This window comes from Acinetobacter baylyi DSM 14961 = CIP 107474 (assembly GCF_000368685.1).
In the GTDB taxonomy this organism is placed as follows: Bacteria; Pseudomonadota; Gammaproteobacteria; order Pseudomonadales; family Moraxellaceae; genus Acinetobacter; species Acinetobacter baylyi.
This window is the reverse complement of record NZ_KB849628.1, coordinates 411,422-437,011: the sequence shown is the minus strand read 5'-3', so window position 1 is coordinate 437,011 and position 25,590 is coordinate 411,422. Positions and strand designations below refer to the sequence as shown.

The 25,590-nt window shown below is 39.3% G+C and carries 18 protein-coding genes; 7 read left to right on the top strand and 11 right to left on the bottom strand.

Annotated elements, in window-relative coordinates; all coding sequences use genetic code 11:
• The first annotated feature begins 115 nt into the window (after positions 1–115).
• Positions 116–3,937 (top strand): ATP-dependent RNA helicase HrpA, encoded by a 3,822-nt coding sequence (gene hrpA, locus F952_RS11400; protein ID WP_370458634.1) that lies wholly within the window; start codon positions 116–118, stop codon positions 3,935–3,937.
• 30 nt (positions 3,938–3,967) lie between these two features.
• Positions 3,968–5,074, top strand: coding sequence for a beta-ketoacyl-ACP synthase III (locus F952_RS11395; protein WP_004927566.1), 1,107 nt, complete (start codon positions 3,968–3,970; stop codon positions 5,072–5,074).
• Between the two features lie 63 nt (positions 5,075–5,137).
• Here the strand turns inward: F952_RS11395 and F952_RS11390 are convergent, their stop codons facing one another.
• Positions 5,138–6,811 (bottom strand): OFA family MFS transporter, encoded by a 1,674-nt coding sequence (locus F952_RS11390; RefSeq protein WP_004927564.1) that lies wholly within the window; start codon positions 6,809–6,811, stop codon positions 5,138–5,140.
• Positions 6,812–7,057: 246 nt separating this feature from the next.
• Between F952_RS11390 and F952_RS11385 the strand changes: the two genes are divergently transcribed.
• Positions 7,058–7,846, top strand: coding sequence for an alpha/beta fold hydrolase (locus F952_RS11385; RefSeq protein WP_026056846.1), 789 nt, complete (start codon positions 7,058–7,060; stop codon positions 7,844–7,846).
• 89 nt (positions 7,847–7,935) lie between these two features.
• Here F952_RS11385 and F952_RS11380 read toward each other — a convergent pair whose 3' ends face one another.
• The 3 genes from F952_RS11380 to F952_RS11370 all read right to left on the bottom strand — a co-directional run bounded on the left by F952_RS11380 (position 7,936) and on the right by F952_RS11370 (position 10,920).
• Complete coding sequence (locus F952_RS11380; protein WP_004927559.1) at positions 7,936–8,592, bottom strand: epoxyqueuosine reductase QueH; 657 nt, start codon at positions 8,590–8,592, stop codon at positions 7,936–7,938.
• Between the two features lie 237 nt (positions 8,593–8,829).
• Positions 8,830–9,591 carry a DUF4198 domain-containing protein gene (locus F952_RS11375; protein ID WP_228132645.1) on the bottom strand — a complete coding sequence of 254 codons (762 nt, stop codon included), beginning with the start codon at positions 9,589–9,591 and terminating at the stop codon, positions 8,830–8,832.
• 96 nt (positions 9,592–9,687) lie between these two features.
• On the bottom strand, positions 9,688–10,920 hold the full coding sequence (locus F952_RS11370; RefSeq protein WP_004927553.1) for a GGDEF domain-containing protein: 1,233 nt from the start codon (positions 10,918–10,920) through the stop codon (positions 9,688–9,690).
• 471 nt (positions 10,921–11,391) lie between these two features.
• Between F952_RS11370 and F952_RS11365 the strand changes: the two genes are divergently transcribed.
• Positions 11,392–12,126, top strand: coding sequence for an iron-containing redox enzyme family protein (locus tag F952_RS11365; protein ID WP_004927551.1), 735 nt, complete (start codon positions 11,392–11,394; stop codon positions 12,124–12,126).
• A 37-nt stretch (positions 12,127–12,163) separates the two neighbouring features.
• Here the strand turns inward: F952_RS11365 and F952_RS11360 are convergent, their stop codons facing one another.
• The 7 genes from F952_RS11360 to F952_RS11330 all read right to left on the bottom strand — a co-directional run bounded on the left by F952_RS11360 (position 12,164) and on the right by F952_RS11330 (position 23,566).
• Positions 12,164–14,167, bottom strand: a complete 2,004-nt coding sequence (locus F952_RS11360; RefSeq protein ID WP_034709364.1) for an esterase/lipase family protein — start codon at positions 14,165–14,167, stop codon at positions 12,164–12,166.
• 129 nt (positions 14,168–14,296) lie between these two features.
• Entirely contained in the window at positions 14,297–15,223 is a 927-nt protein-coding gene (locus tag F952_RS11355; protein ID WP_004927548.1) for an ABUW_2363 family tetratricopeptide repeat lipoprotein, read from the bottom strand.
• A gap of 112 nt (positions 15,224–15,335) precedes the next feature.
• The gene (cysE, locus tag F952_RS11350; RefSeq protein WP_004927545.1) at positions 15,336–16,145 is read right to left on the bottom strand and encodes a serine O-acetyltransferase; all 810 of its coding nucleotides are present in this window, start codon (positions 16,143–16,145) and stop codon (positions 15,336–15,338) included.
• On the bottom strand, positions 16,138–16,989 hold the full coding sequence (locus tag F952_RS11345) for an RNA methyltransferase (protein WP_004927543.1): 852 nt from the start codon (positions 16,987–16,989) through the stop codon (positions 16,138–16,140). Before F952_RS11345 ends, cysE begins: the two co-directional genes overlap by 8 nt.
• Before the next feature lie 19 nt (positions 16,990–17,008).
• Positions 17,009–20,572 carry a DNA polymerase III subunit alpha gene (gene dnaE, locus F952_RS11340; RefSeq protein ID WP_004927539.1) on the bottom strand — a complete coding sequence of 1,188 codons (3,564 nt, stop codon included), beginning with the start codon at positions 20,570–20,572 and terminating at the stop codon, positions 17,009–17,011.
• A gap of 146 nt (positions 20,573–20,718) precedes the next feature.
• Positions 20,719–21,786, bottom strand: coding sequence for a type II asparaginase (locus F952_RS11335; protein WP_004927536.1), 1,068 nt, complete (start codon positions 21,784–21,786; stop codon positions 20,719–20,721).
• Positions 21,787–22,135: 349 nt separating this feature from the next.
• Positions 22,136–23,566 (bottom strand): pyridoxal phosphate-dependent aminotransferase, encoded by a 1,431-nt coding sequence (locus tag F952_RS11330; RefSeq protein WP_004927535.1) that lies wholly within the window; start codon positions 23,564–23,566, stop codon positions 22,136–22,138.
• A gap of 231 nt (positions 23,567–23,797) precedes the next feature.
• Here F952_RS11330 and msrB point away from each other — a divergent pair, with 231 nt between their 5' ends.
• The 3 genes from msrB to F952_RS11315 are packed head-to-tail and all read left to right on the top strand — an operon-like array spanning position 23,798 to position 25,579.
• Positions 23,798–24,217, top strand: a complete 420-nt coding sequence (msrB, locus tag F952_RS11325) for a peptide-methionine (R)-S-oxide reductase MsrB (RefSeq protein WP_004927532.1) — start codon at positions 23,798–23,800, stop codon at positions 24,215–24,217.
• Positions 24,214–24,696 carry a glutathione peroxidase gene (locus F952_RS11320; protein WP_004927531.1) on the top strand — a complete coding sequence of 161 codons (483 nt, stop codon included), beginning with the start codon at positions 24,214–24,216 and terminating at the stop codon, positions 24,694–24,696. The genes msrB and F952_RS11320 overlap by 4 nt, the downstream gene beginning before the upstream one ends.
• Before the next feature lie 37 nt (positions 24,697–24,733).
• Positions 24,734–25,579 carry an AraC family transcriptional regulator gene (locus tag F952_RS11315; protein ID WP_004927529.1) on the top strand — a complete coding sequence of 282 codons (846 nt, stop codon included), beginning with the start codon at positions 24,734–24,736 and terminating at the stop codon, positions 25,577–25,579.
• The last annotated feature ends 11 nt before the right edge of the window (positions 25,580–25,590 follow it).

The window sequence follows — 25,590 nt, the reverse complement described above, 5'->3', positions numbered from 1 at the left end:
AGAAATAAAACGAATCACTTTCGTTCAGCTATATTCCCGCGTAAAATAGAACGCTTGTTTAAAATATTAGGAAAGGTTATCTGTGCATAGTGGTTTAGATGTAGATCAATTGGTTATGGTGCGTGACCGACATCGTTTAAATCGACTAGGCAAAGGAAAAGATAAAAATCCAGAGCAATATCAAGCCTTGTTCGAAAAATCCAATGCTCAAGTTAAAAATCGTTTGGCTCGTTTTCCCAAGATTAAACTCAATCAGGATTTGCCTGTTACACAGTATGCAGATCGTTTAATTGAAGCGATTCAAAAGCATCAAGTGATTATCGTTGCAGGCGAAACAGGTTCGGGCAAGACCACTCAGCTTCCTCAAATTGCGATGCTGGCAGGGCGTGGTTTAACTGGGATGATTGGGCATACGCAACCACGTCGTTTGGCTGCAAGAAGTGTTTCGCAACGTATTGCAGAAGAAGTAGGTGAAAAGTTAGGTGAGTCGATCAGTTTTAAAGTCCGATTTAATGAGCAAGGTTCAAGTGACTCAATTGTTCGATTAATGACGGACGGGATTCTGCTTGCAGAACTAGGACATGATCGATATCTAAATAAATATGACACTATTATTATTGATGAAGCACATGAGCGCTCACTCAATATCGATTTTATCATGGGCTATCTGAAACAGATTTTAATTAAGCGCCCAGATCTTAAAGTGATTGTGACGTCTGCCACATTAGACGTAAATCGTTTTAGTGCTTACTTTAATGATGCACCTATTTTTGAAGTTGAAGGCCGAAGTTTCCCAGTTGAAGTACGTTATCGTCCAATCTCTGAAATGACGATTGGCGGCAGCGATGACGACGAATTTGATGATTTTGAAGAAAACCTGCCACGTGCTGTGGTACAGGCTGTCGAAGAATGCTTTCTAGACGCAGAAGAAAAGGGCCACCCAGAACATGCGGATATTCTAATTTTCTCAAGTACAGAGCAGGAGATTCGTGAGCTTCAGGAAACTTTGCAGAAATATGGTCCAAAGCATACCGAAATTTTGCCTTTATATGCCAGATTAGGTTTGGGTGAGCAACAAAGAATTTTTAGTCCGAGTGGTAAAGGCCGAAGAATCATTATCTCGACCAACGTTGCAGAAACTGCATTGACCGTTCCCAATATTCGCTATGTCATTGACAGCGGTTTTGCCCGAATTTCACGCTATAACTATCGTTCCCGGGTGCAGCGTTTACCCATCGAGGCAATTTCACAAGCTGCTGCGAATCAGCGTAAAGGACGTTGTGGTCGTATTGCACCAGGTGTTTGTATCCGACTATACAGTGAGGAAGATTTTTTAAGTCGTCCTGAGTTTACCGAACCAGAAATTAAACGCACTAATCTGGCTTCTGTAATCTTGCAAATGCAAAGCTTAGGCTTGGGGAGTGTCGAGCAATTTGATTTCATTGAGCCGCCAGATCATCGCCTAGTCAATGACGGACGCAAGTTACTAATAGAGCTTGGAGCTCTAAGTGAGCAAAAAGCAGATCTTACTAAAGTCGGTCAGATGATGTCTCGAATGCCAATTGATCCACGTTTAGCACGTATGATTGTTGGTGGCTCACATTTTGGGGTTTTGAATGAAATTTTGATCGTGGTGAGTGCACTTGCAATTCAGGATCCTCGTGAACGTCCTGCCGATAAGCAAATGCAGGCAGATCAAAAGCATGCATTATTTAAAGAAGCAGATTCAGATTTTCTGTTTTATCTCAAATTGTGGGACACCTTACAGCATAATCCTGATGTCGCGACTGAAAATAAGCGTCGTCAATTTGCCCGTCAGCATTTTTTGAGCTGGTTGCGTTTACGCGAGTGGAAGCAGACCCACAGTCAACTTCTTGATCTGGCAAAATCATTGAATCTTTCTTTTAATGAAAAGAAAGCCAGTTATGAAAATTTGCATCGTGCCTTGTTAACAGGATTACTTTCATTCATTGCCAATAAAACCGATGAACGCAATATTTATATGGCGGTGCGTCAGCAAAAGGCGAAGGTTTTTCCAGCGAGCACTTTGCATAAATCCAATACGCCTTGGGTCATGGCATTTGAGATGGTCGAAACCTCTCAAGTCTATTTACGTACTTTGGCTAAAATTGATCCTGAATGGATTTTATTGGCTGCGCGAGATTTACTTAAATATCATTATTATGAGCCGCACTGGTCTAAAAAATCTGGAATAGTAAATGCATATGCTCAAATTTCATTATTTGGCCTGATTATTGAACCCAAGCGGCTGATTAACTTTGAAAAAGTAGACCACCCAGCAGCCCGTGAGATTTTCTTGCGTGATGCACTTACGACGGGTCATTTAGGTACAATGCCGCCATTTTTAAAGCATAATTTACTTAAGCTTGAAGAAGTTGAGCGAGTTGAAGACAAATTACGCCGTCGTGATTTGGTGGTCGATGAAGAAACCATTTATCAGTTTTATGCACAGCGTGTGCCTACTGAAATTGCAAGTCGTTCCAGTTTCGAAGACTGGCGGGCAACGATTGAGCCGAAACATCCCCGTTATCTGTTCGTCGAAGATGATGCACTTTGGCAAAGTGATCGACCAACCACACAACAATTTCCCGATTATTTACAAAATGGTCAGTTACGCCTTGCAACAACTTATCGTTTTGATCCGAGTCATGATCAGGATGGCGCAACAGTCAAGATCCCAGTTCAGGCACTTGCTCAGGTAGATGAAAACTTGTGGTCATGGGGTATTCCTGGATGGCGTCTGGATTTGATTGAGGCATTATTAAAGTCTTTACCAAAGGATAAACGTCGTAACTTGGTTCCCATTCCAGACACCGCAAGAAAATTGATGCAAAGCGTTGATGCCAGTCATTTACGTGAACATATTTTTAAATTTCTAGCTTTTGCTTTACGTGGTGAACAAATTAGTGAGAAAGATTTTGCCTTTAATCGCATTGATGCTTATTTGGTTCCGTTCATATGGGTGACCAATGAAAAAGGCCAAGTGATTGAAAAAGGGCGTGATCTTGATGAGTTAAAAGCGCGTTGTCGAACGGAAACGCATCGACCTGTAAAACAGATGAAGGGAGAGTTTAAAACCTTCCCAGATCATTTTGTTTTTGAGGCCTCACAAAAAGTGACGGGTGTGGTTGTCAAGCAGTATCAGGCTTTGGTGCCATCCAAGAACTTTGCAGATCTTGAGCAAAAAGATGAATCTGGTGTTGTGATACAGACCTTTAACGATCAAGATGAAGCAATTCGTCAACATCGTGAAGGTGTGATCCGTTTGATACATTTACAGTTAGGTGATTTATCTAGGCAGTTAAAAAAGCAGATTTCTAAACCATTGTTTCTGGCTTATTCTCCATTAGGAGATAAATCTAAACTTGAGCAAATGCTGATTTATGCAACTTTACAGCTCAGTGTGAACACATTGCCTGTCAATGAGCAAGAATTTAAACAGTTATTGCAGCACGTAAAACAAGAATTTTTAACGCACGGACAACAAGCATTACAGATTATTTCGGATATTTTTATTCAATGGCAGGATATTCGTCGTCAATTACTGATGCTAGATGCTGATATCTTTGCAAGAAGCATTGATGATATTGAAGATCAGCTCGACTTGATGAATCTAAGCGATTTTGTTTATACGCGAGGGTCAGAGGTTTGGCTTGAATTTCCACGTTATTTAAAAGCATTATTAATGCGTCTGGAGCGTTTACCCAATAATTTGCCGCGAGATGAAGCAGCGATTCTTGAAGTAGATCCGTGGATGGATAAGTTGTTTAAGTTTAAAAATAAAACTGAACTTAAATCGCTGTATTTTATGGTAGAGGAATTACGTATTTCGTTATTTTCTCAACCCATGAAAACCAAGATGCCCGTTTCTGCTGCTCGACTGCAAAAGCTTTGGCAAGGTTTAGGCATACATTAATTTACCCGCATTCTCATGAAGGAGTTTTACATGGGCATTCGTATCACAGGTACAGGTTTGTACCATCCTGCAGAATCGATCAGTAATGAAGAGCTGGTTGAAAGCCTTAATGCTTATGTAGAATATTATAATGCTGAAAATGCAGAAAAAATTGCAGCGGGCGAATTACCTGAGCGCCTGGGTTCAAGTGCAGAATTTATCGAAAAAGCATCGGGTATAAAAAGTCGATATGTAATTGAAAAATCAGGTGTTCTTGATCCTCAAAGATTACGTCCTCGTTTACAGGAGCGAACAGACGATGAGCTTTCTATTCAAGCCGAATGGGGAGTATTGGCTGCGAAGCAGGCGATGGAAAATGCTAAAGTCACTGCTGAAGATATCGATGTCGTCATTTTAGCTTGCTCGAATATGCAGCGTCCTTATCCAGCGGTTGCGGTTGAAATTCAGTCTGCGCTTGGTATTCAGGGCTACGCCTACGATATGAATGTTGCATGCTCAGCCGCTACTTTTGGTTTAAAGCAAGCTTACGATGCCATTCAATCTGGTGCGCGCCGTGTTCTTTTGGTGAATGTCGAGATTACTTCGGGACATACCGATTATCGTTCCAGAGACTGCCATTTTATTTTTGGTGATGTGGCTACAGCTTCCATTATTGAGCAAACAGATACAAAAACTGGTTTTGAAATTTTGAATATACATTTGTTTACTCAGTTTTCCAACAACATCCGCAATAACTTTGGTTTCTTAAACCGTAGTGAGGATGCAACACGTGATGATAAACAGTTCAGGCAGGACGGACGAAAAGTATTTAAAGATGTGTGTCCACTGGTTGCAAAAATCATTACCGCCCAACTTGAAAAAAATCAGGTAAATCCACAAGACATAAAACGTTTCTGGTTACATCAGGCCAATTTAAATATGAATCAGCTCATTGCTAAATTAGTATTGGGTAAAGAAGCAGAAGCTGAACGTACTCCAATTATTCTGGATGAATTTGCCAATACCTCATCAGCAGGAGTCATTATTGCTTTACACAGAACAGGTGAAGAGGTGAGTGAAGGCGAATTTGGTGTGATTTGTTCGTTTGGTGCGGGTTATTCGGTCGGTTCTTTGTTAGTACAAAAAAGAGTCGCTTAGATTTTAAATATCGCTTGAACTAAAAAATACCTCCTTATTACAGGAGGTATTTTTTAATCTAATTTATTGGATAAAAGCTTTTACACTGATGAGTGTACGATAGATTCCCCAGAGTAAAGGAATTCCGATGGCAATCCATGCTAGAACCACCCAGAACGTTTGGCTGGGCGTTGTTTGCAAAGCAGGCGCGCTTGCCAGATTAGATTCTTTTACTTCTTGTTGAGGAGTGGCTGCTAAATTCTTTTGTTCAAATTCAAGCTCTTGTTGGGTCATAAAGTATTTGGGATTGATTGGTCGAATACACAAGTTACAAATTAAGCCAATAATGAGTAAACCTGCAAGAATAAACATGGTTTGATTATAGACCTGACTTGCGGGAAGACCGAGCCCAAGCTGGTAATCGCGCATGTTATTAACAATGACTGGCCCTAATATACCCGCAGTTGCCCATGCAGTGAGTAGTCTGCCATGAATTGCTCCGACCATTTGAGTACCAAAAAGATCAGCTAAATAAGCGGGTACGGTTGCAAAGCCACCACCATACATACTGATAATGACACACACTGCACCTACAAATAAAAGTTTACTGTCAATTTGAGCTGCGAAAGGTACGAGTGCGTAGAGCGCTGCACCTAAAATAAAGAAGACACTATAGGTTGCTTTACGTCCAATACGATCCGATAAACTCGCCCAAACAATACGCCCACCAATGTTAAATAAACTGAGTAAAGCTGTAAATCCAGCAGCAATCGCAGCAATTTGCTTGAGTTGATCTGTATTCAAATCTGAAAATTGAATGGGTAAACCAATGAGTTGACCTGCAAAGACCTCCTGTAGCATTGGCGATGCCATACCTATCACACCAATACCTGCAGAAACATTCATGCATAACACCATCCAAACCAGCCAAAACTGAGGAATACCCCAGATTTTTTTTACATGGACATGATTTTGTGTAATAAAGATATTGTTCTGCATTTTGACGGGTGGTTGCCAACCCTCAGGCTTCCAGTCTTTCGCTGGAATACGGTAGGTAAGTGCACCTGCAACCATAAAGACAAAGTACATCAATGCCATACATACAAAAGTTGAGGCTACTCCAACGTTATCTGGCGTTGAAAAATGAGCCATCAATTCGACGGCCAGTGGTGAACCAATCATAGCACCCCCACCAAAACCCATAATCGCGAGTCCTGTGGCTAAGCCGCGACGGTCAGGGAACCACTTGATCAGGGTACTCACGGGTGAAATATATCCCAAACCCAAACCAATTCCCCCAATAACACCAGACCCTAACAACATCAGCCAAAATTGATGTAAATGAATTCCTAAAGCGGATATGAGCATTCCGCCACACCAGCAGATTGCACTGATCAACCCAGCTTTACGAGGACCTACACGTTCTAACCATCCGCCCCAAATGGCTGCTGAGCTACCAAGTAATACAAAAAATAAGGTATACATCCAGCCAAGTGTAGAAATTTTCCAATCACAGGATGTGGTAAATAATTGTTGAAAAAAACCAATATCTGCCGCGCATTCAATAGGATGATCAATACCGATGGCTTTGGAAAGTGGCAACCAAAATACTGAAAACCCATAGGCCATACCAATACAAAGGTGAATGGCAAGTGCGGCAGGTGGAACAAGCCAGCGATTGAAATTTGGACGAGCAACAATCCGTTGTTTAGATAAAAATGGAGGTTTATTGAGAGCGTTAGACGTTGGAGTAGGCATATATAAGTACTCTTTTTATTTCCTTCGATATACTGGATTATTCAACAAAAGTCGATATTTATTTTGACGAATTATATATTCTACGCAACGAATGATTGAGCAATCGAATTCACTACTCATTTTTAGATGGCTATAAAATCTGTTGAGAGCAGTTTTTTATTTGATGATGAAATGTAGTTGCTGCTTGAATCATTCTATCTCGTCGCGCTAATCTATTGATAGAGCAATAAATAGATGGAAAACTTGATGATATTACATAGTCACATTGTTGAATCGGATCACGCAACAACTAACAAGCCAGTGGTCTTATTGCACGGTTTATTGGGTAGTTTATCTAATTTGGGCGTTATTGCACGGGCTCTAAATACAAATCATAAAATTATACAGCTCGATTTACGTAATCACGGTTTATCGTCACATAGTGATGAAATGAACTATGAAATTATGGCACAAGATGTAATTGATACCCTAGATGAACTCGGTATTGAGCAATTTTCTTTGATTGGACACTCGATGGGCGGAAAGGTTTGCATGAAAATTGCAGGTCTTTATCCGAATCGTGTGGATAAATTAATTGTATTGGATATTAGTCCAGTGGTTTATCAGGGACATCGACATCAGGACATTTTAAAAGCCATCAATGCTGTGCGCGCTGAACCTCATGAACTGAGTCGCAAGCAAGCCACTGAAATTATGAAGCAGTTTATTCCACAAGATGGCATCATTCTCTTCTTGCTTAAATCTTTTAATCAAGGGCATTGGCTATTTAATGTCGACGCAATTGAAAAACAGTATCCAAGTATTACAGGATGGAAGGATATTCAACCGTGGTTGAAACCATGTCTATTTATTAAAGGAGCAAATTCTGATTATATCGAAATGGAATATGAAAATAATATTCGTCAGCAGTTTCCATCAGCCGAAATTAAATCAATCGAAGGTGTAGGGCATTGGTTACATGCTGAAAAACCTCAGGAAGTGATCAAGTTGATTCAGCAATTTTTGCAAGAACAGGGCGAATCACGTGATTATTAATTACTCAATATGAGCAAGGACAGCACATTTTCTATGTGAGTATTGTCCAAAGCAGCAACCAGTGTTTTGGACAGATAGATTTATTTGATTTAATCAGGATCACTGGCAGAATAAAACTTTACACCTAGTTGAATTCGATCCCGTCCTTGACTCATACGCCAGCGATTTGTATCACGCAATGAGTAAACACAACCACAATATTCCTGTTGGTAAAATTCTTCACGTTTACTAATTTCGAGCATACGAGTTGCACCACCATTTTTGCGCCAGTTGTAATCCCAATAATGGATATCGGGATAATGTGATGCCGCACGAATGCCACAATCGTTAATTTGCTCCATATTTTTCCAGCGAGAAATGCCTAACGAACTACTAAATACTTTAAAGCCGTTTTCATATGCATAAAGAGCGGCACGTTCAAAGCGCATATCGAAACACATGGTGCAACGAATCCCTTTTTCTGGTTCATTTTCCATACCTTTCGCACGCTCAAACCAGTTATCAGTATCATAATCACAGTCGATAAAAGGAATATTGTGTTTTTCTGCAAAACGAATATTTTCTTCTTTACGAATCAGATATTCTTTAACAGGATGGATATTTGGATTATAAAAAAATATGGAATAATCGATTCCAGAATATAACAGCGTTTCCATCACCTCACCAGAGCATGGCGCACAGCAAGAATGAAGTAATAATTTATCAGCATTATCTGGAAGTTTAAGCTTGATTCTAGGTTTACTCATAAACAATAAAAACGAATGGAGAAACAATTAAATGTAACGCATTTAATCAGAATAATCCTGAAAAATATTCAGTTTATGGTTGAAATAGATTCAATTATTTGGAATTAAGCTCTTGATTGTAGAATTTTATCTACAAATGAAGATATTATCTTTCGTGAATTGAATATTATATTTGAAGGTTAGTTATGACAAAAAGCAGGTAAATCTTAACCTGCTTTTTTATAAAAAATAATTAAATTATTTTATTGAAAGCGAAATAATTGTATAAAACTGATCTTTAGGTTTCTGAGTTGGGTCTATGTGTTCAGTAACCTCAAGCAAATATTCGCCTGAATGATTAAATATAAGAGTGGCATTTCCATCTTGATCCGATTTGATGTGCCGAGCATCTTTATCACTTTCTCCTTTATACCTCACATGAATGTCAGCATTCTTAAGTGGTTGCTTATTTTTAAAGATGTTTACATGAACAGGATCATTTATTTTCAAGGTGGTGGGATTTGCTTGAAAATTGACTTGAATGGGTGCTGTACCATCTACAGCAAGAGAAGAGACTTGCTTTTTGGTGATATAACTTTGTAATGTCCATTCACGTGTAATTTTTTCAATTGAGTATCTCTTATTTTTAAAATCATCTGGAATGAGATAATCACGATCTGATTTTAGTCCAGCTTTATTGCTAGGCACCTCAAACAACATTTTCCACACTTTTTGATCTTTGACGTAATTTAAAGGAAAGCTGGCTTTAGTTTCCAGTAAATAAGTTCCAGAGTTTGGTAACGTCAGATCAATGAAACTCACAGATTTTAAGTCGGTGGAGGATTTAATTTTTGAGCTGTGCTGCTGGGGATCAGTCACTATGATTTCAAAGTTTTTTAAAGCATGTTCGCTATTTAATGCCTCTTCTGCATAACCCGCTAAAACTGCAACTTGAGAGTTATCTGTAAAGTGACTCAGGGGAGTCATGTAGGGTTCATGAGCATGTATAACAGTAGACATGAAAGCAGCAAGTAAACAGAATTTTTTCATAATGAGCAAAAATGTTATTAATAGATCGAGTATAATAGTTTAAATGAAAATAATTATCATTATTTTTTAAACTTGACTCATTCTTAAGGTCACATTTAGATTTGCAATTTGGTATTGATTTCGACCATTACTCTTTGCCATGTATAAAGCATGATCTGCGCGAGTAATAAATGCAGAAATCGTATCTGCTAAAGTTGGAATAATAGTGGCAACACCTACACTTAAGGTTACTTCGGAAGAGATATCACTTGAAGGATGTAAAATACCGACATTTTTGACCACATTCATCAGTCGTTTAACTTGAATGAGTGCATCAGATTCATTGGTCATTGGAAATAATAATAAAAATTCTTCACCCCCATATCGGGCAGCAAGATCGCCACTTCTTGAAGTGAGCGTACTTAAGGCAAGCGCGATTTCGCGTAAACACTCATCGCCTTTGATATGTCCTAATGAATCATTATAAGATTTAAAGTAATCGATATCGATCATCATGATGGTAATGGGGGTACTATGCCTGACCGCACGGCGCCATTCTTTTTCTAAAACTTCATCAAGATAACGTCGATTTGCTAAACCAGTCAGAGAGTCCTGTTGAGAGAGTGTTTCCAGAAGTTCTGCCTGTTTCACAAGTTCAAGGCGATTAAGTTCGATAATACAATCTCTTAAAAAATTTTCTCTGTGCTGACGGTCTGTAAAATAGGCAAGAGCCATACCCAAAAAACTACTGAAAGTGTAGGTTCGATTTAGGTAAGTCCAGTCAATCGAATTGTTGAAATTAAGACTAAAAATAATGCCTACCAGTCCACCGATCCATCCCGCGAATAGAGCATTATAGAATCGTAATCCAACAAAACCATAGATAATAATAACGGCATACATCATTGATGCATGCAAAAGAGCATTATTTTGGCCTCCTTCTATGACGTTGATGAGTGTAAATGTAATTGCAACCGCAGCAGTCGAGCCTAAACCGACGTAAACATCAAACCATTTATTAAATATCTTGATAAAAGATAATAACCAAGCAAAGGTAATGATAATCCCGACCCAAGCATAATAAATCAACCAAGTTTCTACTTGATTATGAGGAAGGATCTGATAAATACCAAAGCTTAATAAACCATATAATATAAGAATAATAGGCGCCCGAAATCGGAATTCATATGCAGCTGCTTGTTTATATTGTTCGCGATAAAGAGTCTCAAGTTGTTGGGGAAACCATACAAAATTAAGCCCACGAGATATCAATAAGTCGATTTGCTCTTGATTTAATATATTTGAGCCTTGTAACTTCATCGTTAGATCTCGCTATCCTTGGACATTCCGAAAATATTTATGAGATATAAATGTGCTTTAAAACAATATACGGCGATTTTCTATGGAATTAAAGTAATATCTTTCATTTATATAAATTTTATGAAAACAATGACTTATATTTTTGTCATTTTAAAATTAAATATGTTAATTGAATTGTTGTTTTATTAAAAAAAGATAACTAATAAGCGTTTTTTTATTTTTATGAATATTTTGATCGCTTTATTTGTGTCTTATCTCATATATTATTTTTAATAAACAAAGTAATTCGATTTTTTAATCAATAATTTTATAAAAATAAATTCATAAAATGTGATTTTCATCACATAAAAACATTGGTCATATCTAGAAAATTATTAAAAAATGAAGTATTTTTCAAGGAAATATGTATTGTATTATTAAGAATATTACATTGATCAATTGTTTGAATCAAACAGTTATAGGATTATTGCCATGAGTGCGTTATTAGAAGGAACAGACTTAAAGATTACGCCACACAGTCCCTGGGCACAACAATTTTGGGATGAGCTCATTCCTGCAAAAGATCGTGTAGGGCAGCATCCTTTATTTCAGGATATGGCGAATGGTCGCCTGAATCTCAAATGCTTCCGTAGTGCTTTACTCAATTTTTATCCATTGGTCGCACATTTTCCTTCATATATGGCCTTGGCTTTGTCAAAAGCAACTGACTTTACCGAAGCAGGTGTAACTGAAACACGAAACTGGTTAATACAAAATATAAAAGTTGAAGAAAGACATCTCAATTGGTACCGAGACTGGGCTGGTGGCTTTGGCTTAACAGTCGAGGAACTAGATCGTGTGAGGCCACCTGTAGCGATGGATGCAGTTAATCATTTTCTTTGGAATATCAATACCAAAGGCTCACTTGCCGAGTGTCTGGCTGCAACAAATCTGGCAATTGAATGGGCAACAGGCGACTGGTCTATTCAAGTTTATAAAGGTATCAATGCCTATATTGATCACCCTGAAGTCAGTATAAATAAACGCTCCCTTGCTTGGTTGCGTGCACATGCGCATTATGATGATATTCATCCTTATGAGGCAATGGAGTTGATCAAAAGGCTGGGAGAGGGCAAACCTGAAATTCAAGAAAAAGCATTTCAGGCTGCACAGGATGGTCTAGCTTATTATGAGTTAGCACTTGATGAGTGTTATAAACATCAATAACTTAATTTTTTACATGCGAATGTTAAAACGTTTACATTTATTGGATTTGATGTTCTTTTAAATGTAAACGTAGGATTCGGCGTAACTCTAAAACTGCCTGAGGTGTTTCCTGTATAGAGTGGCCTCCTTGAATGATCTTTTCAGAGGCAGAGCCTTCTAGGTGAGCACTTTTGTATGGCACGATGCCATCGGTAATCTTCTCTGGATCATCACTTTTGGTATTATTTCCGATAATTGAGTGAAAAACAAAGCCAGAAGGTGGATTAATATTTTTGGTTAATTCAATAAATTTTGATTTATAACTTAAATCACTCGGTCCATTTTGAATGAGACCCTGATCTATTCTAAGTAATAGATCTTTTGCATCGATGTTTTCATTAGTAACGGTATCGGTAATTGCACCTAAAAATGCACCAGGCAGCTTAATGATTTTGCGGGCTGCTCGTGTAAACCATAAATCAGCAAAATCTGTACCGTGATGAGGCGCAGACATAAATATTGCACGATCAAAATTAGGAATGGGTTGAATTTTCAGACGTTGATATACCATGGGCTGTTTCTTTAATTGAGCTTGCTGGTATGGACTTACAAGTGAAAAGGCTTTTTGTGAGATATCTGCCTGACTAACCAGTAAACGACTGATAATGCCTCCCATACTGTGACCAATGAGAACGGCATTATGATCTGCGGGATCATTTGGATTAAGTGAATCAAACGCTTGTTTTAGCAGTGCATAAATCTGAAAGCGACTCTCTAAAATTGGCATATTGGTCGAGTAAAATACCTGCCAGACCTGATAATGTTCACGTAATATATTGTCGCCCATAATATCATTGGTTAGCGCGATCCATGCTTCTGGACTGCTGGCTAAACCATGAACCAGAACGATGACTTTTTTCTGCGGATTATACGGTTCAAGCATATAAAGATGTGGCATCATGAGCCTCTGATCTCGATCAATGAGACTCAAATAAGCTGAAACCCCCAAATTATTTTCGGCAAGCCATAATCCATAAGGTGCAGAGTAGTTGGCTGCTAATGGATAGTTTTTTCCATCAACATCGATATTCTCGGTGCGATAGGGGTCGTATATTTTTATTTCAAATGGGGCACGACCCAATATATCTGCGAGTGAGGATGCTTGTTTGGGTTGTGCCACAATCGTTGCGGCTAAATATCTTGCTTTATGTATATTCGGATTTTGTCCATTTTTATAACTATAATTAAGCGGATCAAGAATATATTTTGTATTTTGTGGATATTTTGAAGCTGGAAAGACGGCAACAAACTCGGATCCGAAACCATCGCGGCGGTTAATGGTGCGTAATCCTGAAAAATTCAGATTATAACTTGAAATAAATTTCTCAAGTTTTTGATGAGCAAGCTGTTTGTAGTTATCTAAATTAACCTGATAGGTATTATCGCCCACCTGAATGGTTTCCTGAACCTGAGTATCTGGATTTCGTGCGGCATAGGTGGTGACAAGCTTTGCAATTGCTTGATTGTAAAAGTCACGAATTTGAACCTGTCGGTTATCAAAGATACGATCTTTAGGTTGACGTTTGGTTTCAAACAAATAGGCATAACTATAACGTATACTTTTATCGAGCATGTTCATCTGTTGATCTAAGCAGTCATTATATATTTGTTGAGATGCTTGTTGATGTTGCTCAGATTTATATTTAGCTAAACGGCTGATATTACATTCGGAGGATTTTTCGAGTAACATGGCTTTTGCAAGATACATTTCGCTTGCAGTAGATAAAAACTGTTCATCTCCAATTTGAGGAATGCTTTTAAGTTCTGCAATACACTGATCTGGATCTGACGTACAAACTTTTGCTTCACGTCCCGACATCGACAGAACATTTAAACTTGCTTCACTCAGCTGATCTTGCATCAAAACGCTATTACGTTCATTTGCAATTGTTACATTCAGTGCTTGCTGTTTTACGCTCACGACTTGGCAGCCAGTTAAGGATACAACTAAAACGACTGAACAAGCATAGATAATTTTCTTTGTTTTTCTGTTGTCTATCATAGTCATAGGTAAACGGGGTAATGAGCCATGATAATACGTGATTTGCAGTGATTTTCAATTTAGTTAAAATAAAACTAACAAAAAAATAGGCCGTCTAAACAGCCTATTTATTATTTTATATCGTACTCATTATTTCGGTGCAATTGCTGGATTATTCATCACTTGCCAAACATTCCAACGGCCTTGCTTTTCAACTTCCTGAATTAATCGATCTGCAACTTGTGCTTCATCAGGATACTTGATTTTGTAGTTTTTCAGCGTCTGAATTGCATTCTTTTTCTGTTCCATTGCAATGTAGTTATTTGCAGAAACCAGATACGCTTCTTGCACACCACCTTTCATTGCTTTTTCAAGGTAAGGCATTGCTTCACGCTGACCACCACCTTCAGATAAACCAAAACCGAACCAGAAATTTGCCTCTGCATCATTTGGATTCATTTTAAGCAGGCGTTGAGCATAAGTTAAAGATTTGGTGGTATAAGCAGAACCTAAATCAAGATTGCGGCCAAGTACACTGGCTTTGAATGCACGAATTAAAACATCGAAAGATGCATTTGGATTTGCAGCGAGCGTATCTAATTGTTGTGAAACTTGTTTTAGTTTGCCTTCAAAACCACGTCTTTCCTGACGATCTGTAAAGCGGGGTGGATAATGACGTGCTTTACCTTCAACCATGGTGAGAAAGTCATCTATTTCAGTCACATCAAGCTCATTATCCCCAGCAAGTACTGCATATTTCATTGCACGGGCATTATTGTTGATTGTTGGAATAATCAATTTATTGGTATCAAGTACCATGGTTTCATTTGGATTATCCTGACGCTTCACCACCATTTTGGTGACTGGCTGAGCCGCAGCTTCTTTTAAAGCCACTTCAAAAGCTGGAGGTGCATCGTAGTTAAATGGATTCAGTGCATAAAATGGTGGAGAAATATCAGGTTCTGTAAAAACAAAGGGTTGAACGGTCTGCTGCTTAGGGTGTTTGACAGGAAGTGGACTACATGCGGTCAAAATTGAAGCTGCTAACATGGTATATGCCAAAGGCTTAAGCATCATAGAGTCATCCGTAAATTGTTGTATGAATAAAAAAAGCATGTTTGTCGTGCCAGTCTAAAAAAACCGTGACAAACATGCAATGAGTAGCGTGTTACAGTATTAAACTAAATGTTCAGGCTTTGTCCGTATGCGTTTGTGCTTCGCATTCTCGGCGGACTTCTTCAATAATTTTGAGTTCTTCTTGACTAAAAGGTTGTTGATCGTAATTTTGCTTGTTAAAGCTAGGATCCAAAGAAGATAGTCTCTGGCATAAAGTGTTCATACGAACTTCATTTTGTTGTAATCGATCAAGTAAAACTTTCATGCCTTCCAGAATAGGATCTGCTTGGTCTCGTGTGGTGGCATAAGGCTGAAAACCAATGCTCTGAGCATAATTTTCTCTACGGATCTCATCTTCATTTTTTTCGATATTTTTATAAATGAATCGTGCTGCACTACCTACAGCCGTTACACCTGCAGGTACAGCTTTCGTCACCACTGCATTTGAACCAATTTTTGCACCTTTACCAATGGTAAAAGGACCTAAAATCTTTGCACCAGCACCGATGACGACACCATCTTCAAGCGTAGGATGGCGTTTACCTGTATTCCAGGTGGTCCCACCAAGCGTGACACCATGATACAGCGTGACGTCGTCCCCAATTTCAGCAGTTTCACCAATAACGACACCCATGCCATGATCAATAAAAAAGCGACGACCAATCTTTGCGCCAGGATGAATTTCAATACCCGTTGCAAAACGACTGAATGATGATAATGCTCGAGCAGTCCCTTTAAAGTCCTTATTCCATAGTTCATGGGCCATTCGGTGCATAATCAGCGCATGAATACCTGGATATGTTGTCAACACCTCCAGCGTATTGCGAGCAGCAGGATCACGAGCAAAAACGGCCTGAATATCTTCTTTTAACTGTTTAAACATCTGACTGTTCCTCCTTGTCCAGAGCTGTTTTTTTCCATTTTCCATGACTGAGTGCTTGAACTCGACTGAAAATGCCTCGCAGCAAATGGTATTCCATTCGATCTAATTGTGCACGACCAAATAGTCGACGAAGTCTTAATGGTAATAATCTTGGATTTTGAGGATCAAGAAACTCTATATCGACTAACATTTTTTCAAGATGTGGATAGAACTCTTCCATTTGCTGATGATTAACCAGAGGTTCATCCCAATCCATCTCGATTTTTTCAGTTACCTGCATTTTTTGAGAATCAGAAGATGCCTGATCATTTTGTACTTGGGCAAGAGTTGCCATTCTCATTTCATAACAAATGACTTGAATCGCTTGGGCGACATTGAGTACACCATAATCTGTATTGACAGGGATGGTCAGGTGATAATTAGCTAAGGCAAGTTCTTCGTTGGTCAGTCCACGATCTTCACGACCAAACACAATTGCAATTTCTTGCTGTCTAGTGATAACAGCATCCATTGAAAGTTCTGCTGCAGGCCGCGCATCGAGTAGTGGCCAGGGAATAGTACGGCTTCGAGCACTTGTACCAAATACAATATGACAATCCTGAATGGCTTGTTCTAGCGTATCTACAATTTTAATCTTTTCAACCAGGTCTTGCGCACCTGCGGCCAGCGCATCAATATCAGGATGAGGGTAAGTTTTAGGTGCAACCAGAACCAGTTGAGATAGTCCCATCGTTTTCATCGCACGTAATGCGCTACCGATATTTGCAGGCAGTGTCGTATTTACCATTACAATTCGTACATGCGTCAAATATTCATTGATTGACGCATTGTCAGCAGTATTCATAAATTATCCAAATCAAAACTTAAGAGTATTGTGAGACTTCGGCCTGATATAAATCCATAGCTTCATCCATCGAGATATCTTGCGGAGGTGGGCTTAACGGTGCGCTACGAACGGGTTCAGCCGCTTTGGCTGCTTTGGATTTGACTTGATATTCGATATAGATTGCATCTTTACCAAAGTAATCACGCAGCTTGATTAATAATTCGTCTAATGGCGCGACTTTCCAGTTTTGTCCAAGATGAACTTCTGCCGTTGCATAGGGCTGTTCGAGTGTCAGCATGACTGGAATATGTTGGCACATATCGACATTACAAAAGGGCAAAATAATATTTTGTAAATCATGAGCCAATGTTTTAGATATTTGTTCTTCGGCAGGTTGAATACGAATATGGTTTGCACGCTTTTGACGAATTTCATTTAAGCTAAAAGCTTTACTTAAACGAGCCATTGGACGATCAAAGCCTTCGCGTTCGTAGATTTCACCCTCAATAACGACGACCTGTTCTACCACCACGATGTCTTTGAATCGCTGAAAACGTTCGTGATTACAGCTTACTTCAATTCGCGCAGTACCATCATCCAGCGTTATTACCATACGATTTGGAAAGTTGGCAACATCTAAAACTAAGCCAGCAAACACAGTCGTGACACCACGGCGTGTTGGGGTCACTTCATTGAGTTTTGCTGGAATAAATGATTTCAGTTCAGGACGATAAACATCAATTGGATGACCTGTAAGGTAAAGTCCTAATGTGTCTTTTTCGCCTTTGAGTCGGACTTCATCTGACCAGGGTTTGACAGGCTTGGCAGGTTTACGTTGAACTTCTTCAACTTCACCAAACAGATCCATAATTCCTGTTTCACGATTTTGCCGCGCTTGTTCGGCCGCTTGTACCGCTTCGGGTAACTGTGCCATTAAGCTAGAGCGTTCGATTTGTAAACAATCAAGTGCTCCAGCGCGAATAAGCGCTTCAAGGGTTCGTTTGTTGATTTTTTTAAGATCGATACGATGACAAAAATCAAATAAGTCTGTGTAAGGGCCATTTTTGATCCGTGAATCGATCACAGATTGCATGGCTTGTTCTCCCACACCTTTAATTGCACCTAAGCCGTAAACAATTGTACGCTCGTCACTGGCATGGAAGTGGTACAACGACATATTGACAGAAGGTGGCAAAACCTCAAGTGCATTATTACGGCAGTCATCAATTAAAAAGACAATACTGTCCGTATTTTGCATTTCTGACGATAATACGGCGGCCATAAATTCGGCAGGATAGTGTGCTTTGAGCCATGCAGTATGATAGGCAACAAGTGCATAAGCAGCAGCATGCGATTTGTTAAAGCCATAGCCTGCAAATTTTTCCATATAGTCGAAGATATGATTGGCTGTTGCTTCGTCGATCTCTTTTTCTGCTGCACCCTTGATGAAGATTTGGCGCTGCTTGACCATTTCTTCAGGTTTCTTTTTACCCATTGCACGGCGAAGTAAGTCTGCACCACCGAGCGTATATCCCGCACAGAACTGCGCTGCCTGCATCACCTGTTCCTGATAAACCATAATCCCGTAGGTTGGTTCGAGCACACTTTCGAGCAATGGATGCAGATATTCAAACTCACCCCCATGCATACGATGAATAAAGTCTGGAATCAGATCCATTGGGCCAGGGCGGTATAAAGATACAAAGGCAATAATTTCTTCGAATTTACTTGGGCGTGCTTCTTTAAGCATCTTTTTCATACCCACGGATTCAAACTGGAATACCGCGGTAGTGTTGGCATCTGCAAAGACTAAATAGGCATCTTTGTCGTCAAGTGGAACATTGGCAATATCTAATGGTATTTCAGACTGAATTCTTTTATTAATATTTTGAACAGCATCTTCAATCACGGTTAAGTTTCGCAGACCCAAAAAGTCAAACTTAACCAGACCAGCAGCTTCTACGTCATCTTTATCATATTGAGCTACGCGGTTGGTACCATCTGCATCACACAGTACTGCCGAATAATCGGTAATTTTACCTGGCGCAATGACGACACCGCCCGCATGTTTACCCGTATTACGAGTAATTCCTTCAAGTTTGAGCGCCATTTCCCAGATTTCGGCCGCATCATCATTATCTGGATTGGATGGATTGGTTACGATATCCTTGAGCTGTGGCTCCATTTCAATCGCTTGCTTTAAATCGACACCCAGAGGTTTGGTTGGCACCATTTTGGAGATACGATCGGCAAGGCCGTAAGATTTACCCAATACCCGTGCTACATCTCGAATGGCACCTTTTGCTGCCATGGTACCAAAAGTCGCGATTTGTGATACTGCTTCGCGACCATATGTGCGCGACACATAGTCAATGACTCGGTCACGACCTGCAATACAGAAATCGACATCAAAATCGGGCATCGAAACACGTTCAGGATTCAGGAAACGTTCAAAAAGTAGATCGTAACGGAGTGGATCAAGGTCTGTAATCTTAAGGCTATAGGCAACCAATGAGCCTGCACCCGAACCACGTCCAGGACCAACAGGGACACCATTACTTTTGGCCCATTGAATAAAGTCCATGACGATTAAGAAATAGCCAGGAAATCCCATTTTAAGAATAATTCCGACTTCATACTCGATACGTTCGTCATAGGGTTTACGGATTTCAGGCCAGTCTTGATCACGTGTTTCAATTGGATATAAATGATTGAGACGTTCTTCTAAACCTTCTTTAGATAAATGTTCAAAATAGGTATCGATGGTGAAACCATCTGGAATTGGATAATCTGGTAAAAAGTAAGTCCCTAATTGCAGACTAACGTTACAACGCTGTGCAATATAATAGGTATTTTCTATGGCGCTCGGAATGTCAGAAAACAATTCTTCCATTTCAGATGCGGTTTTGAAGTATTGTTCAGAGCTATAAATGCGTGGGCGACGGTGATCTGCAAGTACATAACCATCTGCGATACACACGCGGGCTTCGTGAGCATCAAAATCATCACGTTCTATAAAATGTACATCGTTGTGCGCGACGACACCAATATTATATTTTGCTGCGAGTTTGACAGCTTCAACCATGTAATCTTCTTCACCCGCGCGTTGTGTGCGTGTGAGAGCAATATAAACCCGATTTCCAAATTTCTCTTGCCACGCTTGAAGCAATGGTTCTGCTTTTTGGGGGTTAGAAGAGCAGAGCATTTTGCCAACATCACTATGCTGGCCAAGTAATACAATAATGTCTTGATGTTGCTCCAGAATCCATTCTTTTTGCACACAAGGAATGCTCAGTTGTTGTCCTTCAATATGCCCACGTGACACAATTTCAGTCAGGCCTTTCCAACCATCATTGGTCATGGCAAGCAAAGTGATACGATGCTCAGGATCATTTAATCTGACCACACTCCCCAAAATTGGTTTAATCCCTTTTTTGAGACAAGAAGTGTAAAACTTCACGGCCGCATGTAAATTGGATAGATCTGTCAATGCCAAAGCTGGCATATCATCTTGAACAGCAGCTTTAATAAGATCAGGTATACGCACAATCGATTCTGTAATCGAAAACTCTGTATGAATACCAAGATGAACAAACTGCATAAATCAATCCTTAACACGACCGCCGATTATTCTAACATGCTCTGTCTAAGACCGTTGTCTAATATTTTTGCAACAAAACCTGATTCAGAGCAATAAAAACAAAAAGCCGATGTAAATACATCGGCTTTTTGTTTGGAACTTAAGAATTAATATTGCCAGAACATACGCTGGATTTCTTTGGCATCATTGGTTTTTGTCAGTGCTAAAGCAGCAAGCAGACGTGCTTTTTGTGGATTTAAATCATGTGCAACCACCCAGCCATATTGATCATCAGGCTGTTCGGCATTACGCAATACGAAACCTTGCGGTACACGTGATGAGCGGATGATTTGAATCCCTTGTTCATCATGTAATTTCTTTAATGTAGGCACAATATAGTTACCTACAGAGCCATTACCTGTACCAGCATTGATAATCGCTTTAGCGCCTGCCTTGGCATAGGCAAGATACGCATCAGGAATCATGGAGTCTGAACCATATACGATTTGAACGAGAGGAAGTTGGTCGCCTTTGATATTTTCAATATTAAACTCAGACGCATTGGTATGGCGTTTGACTGAGCTTCTAAACCAGTAAGGTTTACCTTCAACCAGCGTACCGAGTTCTCCCCATTGACTTACAAATGCATTGGTATGGATGTTGATTCCTTTGGTGACATCACGTGCTGCAAAGATTGAATCATTCATCAATACCATCACGCCTTTATTTTTTGCTTCATCTGAAGCAGCAAGCGCAACCGCACTATAAAGGTTAAGTGGGCCATCTGCTGAAAGTGCTGTTGATGGGCGCATAGAACCAACCAGAACAATTGGTTTATCCGTATGAATCACAAGATTTAAAAAGAAAGCTGTTTCTTCAAGCGTATCTGTACCATGTGTAATCACAACACCATTTACAGATGGTTTTTTAACAAGATCATTAACTTGGCGGGCAAGAGATAATAATTCTTTGTCAGTAATACTTTCAGACGCGATTTGTAAAGCTTGAATGCCGCTTACATTGGCCAAATCTTTGATTTGAGGTACTGCATTGATCAGTGCATCGACTGGTACTTTTGCTGCAGTATAGGTTGCACTGTTGGTCGAGCTGGCACCGGCACCGGCAATTGTTCCACCTGTTGCGACTACAACGACGTTATTTTTTGCATAGAGTGAAACTGAGGCAGCAAGTAGTGTTAACCCTAAACCGAATGATTTAACAGCTTTATGAATCATTTATGACAATCCTGTGTTTTAGTCTTCCATCGAAAAGCAATGTCTATGCCAGACATTTGATTTATTATTTGAATTTTGATCAGTTAAATCATTGGCAATTTATTTTTTAATTTTAATTAACGGACTCAGCCATCATTTTACTTATTTCGACCAAATTAAATAGGAGAAATTTTGAAGAGTTTGTTTAGTTAAATAGGTAAATAGAGGAGTTTTATAGGTAAAACGGTCTGAAATGAAACCATTATAAAAGTTTTGCTTTATCTTGGTGCGCTTTTATTTGTGGGGAGGGTATAACGAATAAAATGAAAAAAGCAATGTCTAAGCAGGACATTGCTTTAAATTTTCTTAATTAACGGCGCGTTGCGAGAAAGCGTGATAATCGTGTAATTGCTTCTCGAAGCTCATTCTCTGCTGGTAAGAAGACCAAGCGGAAGTGATCATGCGTTGGCCAGTTAAATCCTGTTCCTTGTACCAGAAGCACTTTCTCTGCACGTAAGAAATCCAGCATCAACTGTTCATCATCCTCGACCTGATAAATATTCGGATCTAGTTTTGGAAAGCAATACATGGCACCCTCAGGTTTTACACAACTGACGCCGTGTATTTCATTAAGCATTTCCCATGCAATATTGCGTTGCTCGTATAAACGTCCGCTTGGACGAATCAAGTCATTAATCGACTGATAACCGCCTAAAGCCGTTTGAATCGCATATTGTGCTTGATGGTTGGCACATAGGCGCATGGATGCCAGCATATCCAGACCTTCGATGTAATCTTTAGCACGTGATTTATCACCTGTAATCGCCATCCAGCCTGAACGATAACCTGCAACACGATAAGATTTTGATAAACCATTAAAGGAAATACAGAGTTGATCGCCTGCAAGAGAGGCAAGTGCTACGTGTTCAATTCCATCGTAAATAATCTTGTCATAGATTTCATCGGCAAATAAAATCAGATCGTGCTTTTTAGCTAAAGCTACAATTTGCTGGAGCACGTGTCTTGGATAAACCGAACCTGTTGGATTATTTGGATTAATCACCACAATACCACGAGTATTAGGCGTTATTTTGCTTTCCATATCGACAATATCTGGATACCAGCTATTTTCTTCATCACATTTATAGTGAATTGCTGTACCACCAGATAAATTTACTGCTGCTGTCCAGAGTGGATAATCTGGCATTGGAACCAGCATTTCATCGCCATCATTTAGCAAACCTTGCATGGCCATGACAATCAGTTCGGATACCCCGTTTCCAACATACACATCATTGACGTGCATATCGCGAATACCTTTTTGCTGATAATACTGGCAAATGGCTTTACGTGCAGGGAAGATACCTTTGGAGTCAGTGTAACCAATCGCGTTAGGTAGATTTAATGCGACATCATTAATAATTTCTTGAGGTGCTTCGAAACCAAATGGCGCAGGGTTGCCAATATTAAGTTTAATAATTTTATGACCTTGTTCTTCCATTTCATTGGCCGCTCGTAACACAGGTCCACGAATGTCGTAGCATACATGCTCGAGCTTAGAAGATTTTTTAATTTCTCGTGGGGTTTGAATTGTGTTCGTCATTTTGAGGCTCTCGGATGGAGTGGGGGTCACTTTTGCATAACGATATAAATAGCTTTTAAATGTTTCAGTTGTTACAAGATCAAGATCATGTTGGTCTTTGAGTAAAGCAACAATTTTTTCATGCGTGAATCCAGCCTGTTGATATTGTTTAATCACAGGGAGTAGGTTTTTAAAAATAACGCTTTTTTTCTGCGACATTTTTTAATCCTGAGCAAGAATAGCCAGAAGCATAACATTTTTTTTGCTTACGTAGAAGCATGCTAATAATAATTAATGCTTACCTGGTTTTGGTTTATTGCTTTCTTTTTGCTTTTTTATAAAGTATAAGTGTTTTTGTAAATTGTGAATGAAACACTAGAAATTTTAGATTGAATGACGTAAATATAGGATTATCCTATTTTAAACAGCAAAATAGACAGGGAAATCATTATGGGAAAGCTCAATAAAACAGAAAGAGAATGGCAAAGAGAGTTATCACCAGAAGAGTACCGAATCACTAGGCAGAAAGGTACTGAACCTGCATTTACAGGACAATACTGGAATACTAAGCAATCAGGAACCTATGTATGTCGCTGTTGTGGCACTGAGTTGTTCTCTTCAATCAGTAAATACGATAGTGGTTGCGGATGGCCAAGCTTTTACAAACCGATTAATACCACAGCAATAGAGGAACACGATGATTTTTCACATGGAATGGTGAGAACAGAAATTGTTTGTCATCACTGTGATGCTCATTTAGGGCATGTTTTTGAAGATGGACCGCAGCCGACGGGATTACGCTATTGTGTCAATTCGGCATCATTACAACTAAAAACCGATGAAAAGAATGATGAGGAAACTTATCCATGACTAACCTTTACCAATTTGAAGCTGAGCTATTAGAAGGTGATACAAAATCACTAGCCGATTATCAGGGGAAAGTACTTTTGATTGTCAATACAGCCAGCAAATGCGGGTTTACTCCCCAATTTGCGGGTCTGGAAAAAATATACGAAAAATATAAAGATCGTGGGTTTGAGGTTCTGGGCTTTCCGTGTAATCAATTTGGAGGACAAGACCCAGGAAGCAATAACGAAATCGGTGCTTTTTGCCAGCGTAATTATGGTGTGAGCTTTCCTATGTTTGCCAAAGTGGACGTAAAAGGTCCTGAAGCGCATGCGATATTTCGTTATTTGACTCGTGAAGCAAAGGGGATTTTGGGAAGTGAAAATATCAAATGGAATTTCACCAAGTTCTTGGTCGGACGCGACGGAAAAGTGTTGAATCGATATGCGCCAACCACCAAACCTGAGAGTCTGGAAGAAGATATCGAGAAAGCATTGGCATAACTGAGTCGCTATTTATACATCTAATTCTATAAGTACAATGACTCATTTATCAAATCAGTTTTGGACCGATCCTCGTATGCCTTATGTGGAAACACGTAGGGCATGTATGAGTCGTATTTGTTATAAAGCACATAGTCATCCAACATTCTCAATTGGTGCTGTAGATTCTGGTAAAAGCTATTTTAGTAGCTATTTGCATACAAATATGGAAATTAGTGCGGGTACAGTGGTAAGCATTCCTGCTTATCTTGAACATTCTTGTAATCCATTGCCTAACCAGACTTGGAGTTACCAGATGATGCATCTTGAATTAAACTGGGTAAAACAGTTTTTTGAGGAAACTGTTGCAGAAAGTTTTGGCAGCCAAATTCCAGAGTTAAAACCAGAAATTATTCATCATCCTAAAATTTATCAGCATTTTAGTCACTTAAATACAATGCTATTTGATAGTGAACGAACCATATTAGAAAAAGAACAGCTTTTGATAGAAACATTAAATCAGATTATTTTTCCATCCTTACAATTGAAGTATTTAAATGACAAAAAAAATTCGACGAATTTGCTCAGTAAACTGCTAGAAATTTTGCTCCAACATGACGATTTTATTTCTTTGGAGCAGCTTTCTCGATATGGTGGAATCAGTCGCTACGCTATTATCAGGCTTTTTAAGAAAAACTTCGGTCTTACGCCTCATGCTTTTCAGCTTAATATGCGAGTCAATCAAGCACGTGAGCTTTTAAAAAAAGGTAAAGCCATTATTCATATTGCCTATGATCTCGGTTTTGTTGATCAAAGTCATTTTTATCGTGTATTTAAAAGTTTGACGGGTATTTCACCGAAAGACTATCAACAGCATTTTTCGCGCAATTTTATACAAGAGTAATCATTCAGGTT

Excerpts from the sequence above, each read along its gene's own strand:
- hrpA (WP_370458634.1), top strand. The coding sequence starts at position 116 with ATGGTGCGTGACCGACATCGTTTAAATCGACTAGGCAAAGGAAAAGAT.
- F952_RS11395 (WP_004927566.1), top strand. The coding sequence starts at position 3,968 with ATGGGCATTCGTATCACAGGTACAGGTTTGTACCATCCTGCAGAATCG.
- F952_RS11390 (WP_004927564.1), bottom strand. The coding sequence starts at position 6,811 with ATGCCTACTCCAACGTCTAACGCTCTCAATAAACCTCCATTTTTATCT.
- F952_RS11385 (WP_026056846.1), top strand. The coding sequence starts at position 7,058 with ATGATATTACATAGTCACATTGTTGAATCGGATCACGCAACAACTAAC.
- F952_RS11380 (WP_004927559.1), bottom strand. The coding sequence starts at position 8,592 with ATGAGTAAACCTAGAATCAAGCTTAAACTTCCAGATAATGCTGATAAA.
- F952_RS11375 (WP_228132645.1), bottom strand. The coding sequence starts at position 9,591 with ATGTCTACTGTTATACATGCTCATGAACCCTACATGACTCCCCTGAGT.
- F952_RS11370 (WP_004927553.1), bottom strand. The coding sequence starts at position 10,920 with ATGAAGTTACAAGGCTCAAATATATTAAATCAAGAGCAAATCGACTTA.
- F952_RS11365 (WP_004927551.1), top strand. The coding sequence starts at position 11,392 with ATGAGTGCGTTATTAGAAGGAACAGACTTAAAGATTACGCCACACAGT.
- F952_RS11360 (WP_034709364.1), bottom strand. The coding sequence starts at position 14,167 with ATGATAGACAACAGAAAAACAAAGAAAATTATCTATGCTTGTTCAGTC.
- F952_RS11355 (WP_004927548.1), bottom strand. The coding sequence starts at position 15,223 with ATGATGCTTAAGCCTTTGGCATATACCATGTTAGCAGCTTCAATTTTG.
- cysE (WP_004927545.1), bottom strand. The coding sequence starts at position 16,145 with ATGTTTAAACAGTTAAAAGAAGATATTCAGGCCGTTTTTGCTCGTGAT.
- F952_RS11345 (WP_004927543.1), bottom strand. The coding sequence starts at position 16,989 with ATGAATACTGCTGACAATGCGTCAATCAATGAATATTTGACGCATGTA.
- dnaE (WP_004927539.1), bottom strand. The coding sequence starts at position 20,572 with ATGCAGTTTGTTCATCTTGGTATTCATACAGAGTTTTCGATTACAGAA.
- F952_RS11335 (WP_004927536.1), bottom strand. The coding sequence starts at position 21,786 with ATGATTCATAAAGCTGTTAAATCATTCGGTTTAGGGTTAACACTACTT.
- F952_RS11330 (WP_004927535.1), bottom strand. The coding sequence starts at position 23,566 with ATGTCGCAGAAAAAAAGCGTTATTTTTAAAAACCTACTCCCTGTGATT.
- msrB (WP_004927532.1), top strand. The coding sequence starts at position 23,798 with ATGGGAAAGCTCAATAAAACAGAAAGAGAATGGCAAAGAGAGTTATCA.
- F952_RS11320 (WP_004927531.1), top strand. The coding sequence starts at position 24,214 with ATGACTAACCTTTACCAATTTGAAGCTGAGCTATTAGAAGGTGATACA.
- F952_RS11315 (WP_004927529.1), top strand. The coding sequence starts at position 24,734 with ATGACTCATTTATCAAATCAGTTTTGGACCGATCCTCGTATGCCTTAT.